Source organism: Pseudolysinimonas sp., assembly GCF_031389465.1.
Classification (GTDB): domain Bacteria; phylum Actinomycetota; class Actinomycetes; order Actinomycetales; family Microbacteriaceae; genus Pseudolysinimonas_A.
In genome coordinates this window covers 1-7,262 of record NZ_JANMSQ010000259.1, presented here as the reverse complement: position 1 = coordinate 7,262, position 7,262 = coordinate 1, and the positions used below count along the sequence as shown (strand labels likewise).

Here is a 7,262-nt window from a genome sequence, read left to right as displayed (position 1 = left end):
CTGCGGCGAGCTGCAGAGCGATCCGCACGATCGTCCCACCGACGTTCACGACGCCGTCACCTTCCGGGCCAGGCGGGTGCCTCCTGCGGAACCGCGGCATCCTGAGGCGTCGACGCCGGCCCGGCGGTCACCACGACCTGCGGGGAATCTGCGGCGAGCCGCACGACGGTGACGAGCTCGCCCCGACCCGGAACTTTGCCGTCCGAGCGATGCACCCGCACGCGGTCGGCGACCTCGTAGGCCGGCACGTCGGTCGCGGCAACCACGAGTCGGGCATCGTAGGCATAGGAACCGTTCAGCTGGGCGCCGGTCGGGACGGCGGCCGTGACCCGCGCGTAGGCCTGCCGACCGGCCGCGACCGCCTCAGCGACCTGCACCGGCTTCACGCCGGTGCGTCCGAACATCGGGGAGACGATCGCGAAGATGGCGAACAGAATCGCGCCGATAGCGGCGACGAGCGCGAGCCCGTAGAGCGCGAGGCGCACCCCGATGTTCTCGGGGTCGACGACGAACGACGAGATCCCGATCGCCGCGAGAACCGCCACGAAAGAGACGAGAGCAAAGACACCGAGCCTGAGCCGCATGGCGGCGATTCTATTGACTCGAGCTAGCTAGCGCGCGAGCCGATCCCGCACGACCGCGGCGAGCTCCGCAGCGAGCGACTCGGCGGCGGCGACATCCGCTGCTTCGACCATGACACGGACCAGCGGTTCGGTGCCCGACGGGCGCAACAATACTCGCCCGGTGTCGCCGAGGCGGGTTTCGATTCCGTGCACGGCTTCCGCCACCTCGGGGTCGGTGTCGAGCCGGGAGAGGTCGACGTCGCCCACATTGACGAGCACCTGGGGGTAGACCGTCATCACGCTTGCCAGGTCGGCGAGAGTCCGACCCGTGCGCACCACCTCGGCCGCCAGCAGAAGTCCGGTCAGCAGGCCGTCGCCTGTCGTCGAGTAGCGGCGCATCACGATGTGCCCCGACTGCTCGCCGCCGAGCGAAAGGCCGTGCTCGGCCAGCGCCTCGAGTACGTACCGATCGCCGACCGCGGTCTCGAGCAGCCGGATGCCGTGCTCGGCCATCGCTACCCGCAGGCCGAGATTGCTCATCACGGTGGCGACAAGCGTGTCGTCGGTCAGCAGCCCGCGATCCCGGAGCGAGATCGCCAGGATCGCCATGATGCGGTCGCCGTCGATCACCGCACCGGTGTGGTCGATCGCGAGGCAACGGTCGGCGTCGCCGTCGTGCGCGATCCCCAGATCGGCGCCCAGTTCGAGCACCTTCGCGCGAAGCGGCTCGAGGTAGGTCGATCCGACGCCGTCGTTGATGTTGAGCCCGTCAGGGTCGTTCCCGATGACGGTGACGGTGGCACCCGCGTCGGCGAACAGCTGCGGAGAGATGCCCGCCGCCGCGCCGTTCGCGCAGTCGATGACGACGTGCAGACCGTCAAGCCGCAGGCCCTCGAGAGTGCCGAGCAGGTGGAGCAGGTAGCGATCCTCGGCGTCGGCGAACCGGCGGATGCGGCCCACCTCCGCGCCGGTCGGCAGCAGTTCGGGGCTCGCGAGGGACGCTTCGATGCGATCCTCGACCTCATCCGGCAGCTTCGTGCCGCCATAGGCGAAGAACTTGATGCCGTTGTCGGGCGCCGAGTTGTGGGAGGCCGAGACGACGACGCCGAAGTCGGCACCGATGTCGGCGACCAGGAACGCCACCGCGGGGGTCGGGATGACCCCAGCATCGAGCACGTCGATCCCGGAGCTCGCGAGGCCCGCCGCGACCGCCGATGAGATGAACTCCCCAGAGATGCGCGGGTCGCGCGCGAGCACCGCTCGAGGACGACGGCCTTCCGCGCGCCGACGCTCGGCATGCCGACCCCGCGTCAGAACGGTTGCGGCAGCCTGAGCGAGGCCGAGAGCGAAGTGCCCGGTGATGACATCACCGTTCGCCAGCCCCCGCACCCCGTCGGTTCCGAAGAGTCGAGCCATGAGCGCGAGCGCCCGAAGACTAGCGCTTCGAGAACTGCGAGGCCTTGCGAGCCTTCTTGAGGCCGGCCTTCTTGCGCTCGATCACGCGAGCATCCCGAGTGAGGAAGCCCGCCTTCTTGAGCGCAGGACGGTTGTTCTCGCGGTCGATCTCGTTGAGCGAGCGGGCGATCGCGAGGCGGAGCGCACCGGCCTGGCCGGATGGGCCACCGCCGGTGATCTTCGCGATCACGTCGTAGCTGCCGACGAGGTCGAGCACCGTGAACGGGTCGGTGATCAGCTGCTGGTGCAGCTTGTTCGGGAAGTACTCCTCGAGCGTGCGCCCGTTCACCTTGAAGGTGCCGGAGCCCGGGTTGATGCGCACCCGTGCAATGGCCTCCTTGCGACGGCCCACGGCAGCGCCGGGAACGTTGAGGATGCGCGGCGTGCGCGGCTCGACGGCCTGCTCGCTCGGGGTCTCGGTGCTGAACGAGGTCAGCACCTCGTCGGAAACAATGTCTTCGATCTTGGCCATTTTGCCGGGGTCCTTACTGGGCGACCTGAGTCAGGGTGTAGGCCTTGGGCTGCTGCGCAGCGTGCGGGTGCTCGGCGCCCGCGTAGACCTTGAGCTTCTTGATCTGGGCACGGCCCAGCGAGTTCTTCGGCAGCATCCCGCGGATGGCCTTTTCGACCGCACGCGTGGGGTGCTTCTCGAGCATCTCGACGTAGGTCTGAGCCGAGAGGCCGCCCGGGTAGCCGGAGTGGCGGTAGGCGAGCTTCTTCTCGAGCTTCTGACCGGTGAGCGCGACCTTCTCCGCATTGACGACGATGACGAAGTCACCCATGTCCATGTGCGGGGCGAAGGTCGGCTTGTGCTTGCCGCGGAGGAGGGCGGCGGCGTGGCTGGCCAGACGACCCAGCACGACATCGGTCGCGTCGATGACGACCCAGTCGCGCTTGATGTCCGCCGGCTTGGGGCTGAACGTACGCGTCACAGTGTGAACTGCTTTCTTCGAGGAGATCGTGAATCCCGCTCCGGTGAGCGTTTCCGCTGTGTCGCGCGTCAAGCGCTGAGGGCACAGCCGAAACCCTGCGGTGGAGGGCTCGGATCGCTGCTTCCGGATGGAGGCAACCTCGTAAGACTAGTCCAGCCCGCCATCCGGGTCAAACGAGCCCGGCGCATCCCGTCGTGCACGGGTCTGCTCGGCGCGGGCGGCGAGTTCGTCGTCCGCCGGGTAGCCCACTTCGGCGAGCGTCAGCCCCTTGGCTGGCGCGACAGCGAACTCGGCGGTGCGGGCGGTCGCATCCCTGAGTTCGGGAACCCGGCGAGTGGCCAGCCGCCCATCACCCGCGGCGACACATGCCCCCACCAAGGCGCGCACCATCGAGCGGCAGAAGGCGTCGGCCCGCGCGTGCGCAACCAGCACCCCGTCGGCATCCCGGGCCCACCCGAATTCCTGCAGGGTGCGGATGGTCGTCGCCCCCTCCCGGGGCCGGCAGAATGACGCGAAGTCGTGCAGGCCGAGCAGGCTTCGCGCGGCCTCATCCATCGCGTCGCCGTCAAGAGCGGTGGGATGCCACACCTCGAAGCCGCGTCGCCGGGGGTCACGCAGGGCGGCGGCGTCAGCGATGCGGTACTCGTAGCGCCGCCAAACCGCCGAGAAGCGGGCATCGAACCCGGGCGGCGCGAAGGTCGCGCGCTGCACCTGTACGTCACCCGAGGCGCCGGCGATGCCGTTGAGACGCCGCACGAGCGCGGTGAGCCCGATCGGCGCCGGACCCCCGCGGCGCGGACGATCGAGGTCGGCGACTTGGGCGGCCTCGAGATCGACGTGAACGACCTGCCCGGTGGCGTGCACCCCGACATCGGTGCGGCCGGCGACGGTGATCGTGGGCGCCGCTCCGACCTTGCGAAAGATCGTCGCGAGCGCGGTTTCGAGTTCGCCCTGCACGGTACGAAGCCCCGGCTGCTTCGCCCAGCCCGCGAAACCCCCGCCGTCGTAGGCGAGATCGAGACGGATGCGGTTCACAGAACGAGTCTGCCGTACCGGGTTACCCTGGTTCATGTCGGGCCTACCCCGCCGACCTCCTTCGAAAATGACCTCAACGACGAGCCCGACCGCCTCACCCGAACGCTTCCGCGTGCCGGGTCTCGACGGTATCCGGGCGCTTGCCGTCAGCACGGTGATCGTCTTCCACCTCCTCCCGGGAACCCTCATCGGCGGTTATCTCGGTGTCGACATCTTTTTCGTTGTGAGTGGATTCCTCATCACCACATTGCTGCTGCGCGAACGAGCAGCAACCGGGCGGATCTCGTTGCGCGGTTTCTGGGTGCGGCGCGCGAGGCGCCTGCTCCCTGCGCTCGGCATCCTGCTGCTTGCCTGCTGCAGCGCCGCACTGTTCGTCGGCGGTGACGTACTCGTCGGACTCGGCACCCAGGTGGTCGGGGCGATGACCTTCTCGAGCAACTGGTTGTTCATCGCCCAAGGCGCGTCGTACTTCGACGAGACAGTGCCCGAACTGTTCCGCAACCTATGGTCGCTGGCCGTCGAGGAACAGTTCTACGTCGTCTGGCCGCTTCTCGTGGTGCTGGTGCTCGTGCGCCTTCCGCGGTGGACGAAGCTCGTCTCGATCGGCGCGCTCGCGGTCGCGTCGGCGGCCTGGATGGCAATGACCTACGCCCCGATCGATGCGACCCGCGTCTACTACGGCACCGACACCCACGCGTTCGGGCTCGCGGTCGGGGCGTTCCTCGCGGTGCTGCTGCTCGGCCGGGGTGCTGGCGCGGGGGCCGAGCCACCGGGGAGGTTGACCTCCCGGATCGCGCGCTGGACGCTCGGCCTGGGCGGCACGCTCGCGATTGCGGCTCTCGTCGCGCTCGCGGTGCTGATGAGCGGGGACCTCGACCTGACCTACCGCGGCGGGCTCGCCCTCGTCGCCGTGCTGACCGCCGTCGCCATCGCCGCGCTCCTCGTGCCCGGCTCGCTCCTCGCTCGCGTGCTCGACCTCGCGCCCATCCGATGGGTCGGGCTGCGCAGCTACGGCCTCTACCTCTGGCATTGGCCGGTCTTCGTGCTCGTCGGCTCCGCCCTCCCGACCTGGCCGCGAGAAGGGTGGGAGGCCACTGCGCTCGGCGGGATCGCTCTCGCGACCACCGTGATCGCTGCGGCCCTCTCCTATCGCTTCATCGAGCAGCCGATCCGTCGACACGGGTTCCGAGCCACCGCGCGCGCCGTGCTGGATGCCGCGCCGCGCAGCCGCCGGGCGTTCGGTGCCATGTTCGCCATGGTGCTCGTCACCGGTCTCGCGGGCACGAGTGTCGCGGCACTGGTCGCCGATCCGGGCCAAGGCGAGGCTCAGGCGTTCATCGAGGCCGGGCAAGAAGCCATCGACGACGCCGTCCTCCCGCCGCCCGTACCCGCAGTTGAGGACGTTGAGGATGCCGTCACGACCGGCGAGGAGATCACCGCGATCGGCGACTCCGTGTTGCTCGCCGCCGCCCCTGCCATGCAGGCCGCCTACCCGGGCATTGCGATCGACGCCTCGGTGTCACGTTCGATGTACACCGCCCCGGCAATCGTGCAGGCCCACGCCGCCGCAGGCACACTTCGCCCTGTCGTCGTGATCGCACTGGGTACGAACGGCCCGATCGAGCGGAGCACGCTCGAAGAGGTGCGTCAGCTCATCGGTCCCGGTCGCGAACTCGTGGTCGTGAATGCCCAAGCCCCACGCGGGTGGATTCCCGGAGTCAACGCGGAACTGTCGTCGTTCGCGCTCGTTTATCGCAACGTTGAACTCGCAAACTGGCACGACGCCATCCAGCCCTACCTGCACGAGATGGCGCGGGATCAGGTGCACTTCGGACCCATCGGCGCAGGGATCTTCGCCGCCGCGGTGACCGACGCGGTGGACCGGCTCGCCGCGTTGCCGCCGCTGCGCGACGAATCCGCCGACCTGTCGGTGCCGACCCCGTTCTAACCCGCGATTCGGCTATTTGCCCAAGATGGCCCACTTCTGCGCCAAAAAGACGGCCATCTTGGGCAAATAGCCCTCAGAACTCTTCGACGAACGCGACGCTGCGGGTGTCGGGCACGAAGCCCATCCCGGTGTAGAGGCTCAGCGCTCCCGACGGGTTCTCGCTGTCGACATCCAGGGACACCTTCTCGTGACCCTCCGCCCGGTAGAGCCGGAAGGCGGCCGCGAGCAGTGCGGGTGCCACCCCCTTCCGGCGCCAGGCGCGGGTGACTCCGACGAGCGGGATGTACCCGCCTGCGTAGCCCTGCAACACAAAGTCGTCGGGGTTCACCTGGGTCATCACGAAGCCCACCACAGTGTCGCCCTCAAGCGCGATCACCGAGAGGTCGAATCGCGAGGTCGGCTGCCCCATCATCGAGTTCCAGCCCTCCTCGGTGCTCGGCTGGCTCCCCCAGTGGTCACGGAACGAGTTGTTCTTCGCATCGAGGATGCGGGCACTGTCGGCGGCCGTCGGGATTGCCAGCTCGAGCCCGTCGGGCAGCGCCAGATCGGGGATGTCGAGCGCGAGATCGCGCTCCATCTTCGTGAAATACCTCACCAACGGCAGACCGAGCCTGTCGGCGAGCCGCATCTGACTCGTATTGCGCTCATCGACGTAGAACATCAGCCAGCCGGGCAGGTCGAGATCGGATGCTGCCAGCTGCTGCCGCCCGCGTGCGCGGTGCCACTCCGTCAGCGTGAGACCGATGCCTCTACCGCGATGCGAGGGGCGCACGCCGCCGAACGCGATTGATCGCACGATCGTCTCGGGATCGGGGGTGGCGATCTGCAGACCGGTCGCCACGATCTCACCGTCGGCTTCCGCGATGACACTGTCGGCGGCGAGATCGATCCAGGAGTGGTGCAACTCCTCCTCGATCTCTTCGCGTGTCTCCGTCCACTCCGGGTGGTCGGCCGCAGCGATCGCGGCGTACAACTCGACGAGCGCATCGACATCGTTGAACGTCACCCGTCTCCAGGAAACGCCGAACGGGCCCGCCGGGAGATCGAGTCCCGCTGACGCGGTGACTCGAGCACTCAACGGGCCCGTCACGGGGTACTACTTCGCGTCGTCCTCGGCGGGAGCCTCGTCCGCGGCGGCCTCAGGGGTCTCCTCGACGGCGACCTCCTCGACGGCGGTCTCTTCGACGGGCGCCTCGGCAACCTCGGTCTCCTCGGCCGGAGCTTCCTCGGCGGCGGGCTTCGTGACCTTGGCGGGCTTTTCGGCCGCGGCCTTCGCTACCGCAGCCTTCTTGGCAGACGGCTTCTTCACGACCGGCTCGAGCACGAGTT

Annotated in this window: 8 protein-coding genes; 1 reads left to right on the top strand and 7 read right to left on the bottom strand. The window is 68.6% G+C overall.

Translation table 11 applies throughout. The features are described from left to right. Positions 1-56: 56 nt before the first annotated feature. The 5 genes from RMO30_RS10375 to truA all read right to left on the bottom strand — a co-directional run bounded on the left by RMO30_RS10375 (position 57) and on the right by truA (position 4,021). Positions 57-584: a hypothetical protein gene (locus tag RMO30_RS10375; RefSeq protein ID WP_309712962.1), complete on the bottom strand. Its 528-nt coding sequence runs from the start codon at positions 582-584 to the stop codon at positions 57-59. 27 nt (positions 585-611) lie between these two features. Further along, positions 612-1,979: a phosphoglucosamine mutase gene (gene glmM / locus RMO30_RS10370; protein WP_309712958.1), complete on the bottom strand. Its 1,368-nt coding sequence runs from the start codon at positions 1,977-1,979 to the stop codon at positions 612-614. Between the two features lie 19 nt (positions 1,980-1,998). Further along, the gene (gene rpsI / locus RMO30_RS10365; RefSeq protein WP_309712956.1) at positions 1,999-2,490 is read right to left on the bottom strand and encodes a 30S ribosomal protein S9; all 492 of its coding nucleotides are present in this window, start codon (positions 2,488-2,490) and stop codon (positions 1,999-2,001) included. Positions 2,491-2,503: 13 nt separating this feature from the next. Continuing rightward, the gene (gene rplM, locus RMO30_RS10360) at positions 2,504-2,950 is read right to left on the bottom strand and encodes a 50S ribosomal protein L13 (RefSeq protein WP_309712952.1); all 447 of its coding nucleotides are present in this window, start codon (positions 2,948-2,950) and stop codon (positions 2,504-2,506) included. Between the two features lie 147 nt (positions 2,951-3,097). After that, positions 3,098-4,021, bottom strand: coding sequence for a tRNA pseudouridine(38-40) synthase TruA (truA, locus tag RMO30_RS10355; protein WP_397427923.1), 924 nt, complete (start codon positions 4,019-4,021; stop codon positions 3,098-3,100). 31 nt (positions 4,022-4,052) lie between these two features. Here truA and RMO30_RS10350 point away from each other — a divergent pair, with 31 nt between their 5' ends. Beyond that, the gene (locus tag RMO30_RS10350; protein ID WP_309712947.1) at positions 4,053-5,933 is read left to right on the top strand and encodes an acyltransferase family protein; all 1,881 of its coding nucleotides are present in this window, start codon (positions 4,053-4,055) and stop codon (positions 5,931-5,933) included. Positions 5,934-6,006: 73 nt separating this feature from the next. Here the strand turns inward: RMO30_RS10350 and RMO30_RS10345 are convergent, their stop codons facing one another. Beyond that, positions 6,007-6,939 (bottom strand): GNAT family N-acetyltransferase, encoded by a 933-nt coding sequence (locus RMO30_RS10345; protein ID WP_309712944.1) that lies wholly within the window; start codon positions 6,937-6,939, stop codon positions 6,007-6,009. 90 nt (positions 6,940-7,029) lie between these two features. Continuing rightward, positions 7,030-7,262, bottom strand: a 233-nt coding sequence (locus tag RMO30_RS10340; protein WP_309712941.1) for a hypothetical protein, incomplete at its 5' end; no start/stop codon positions are given.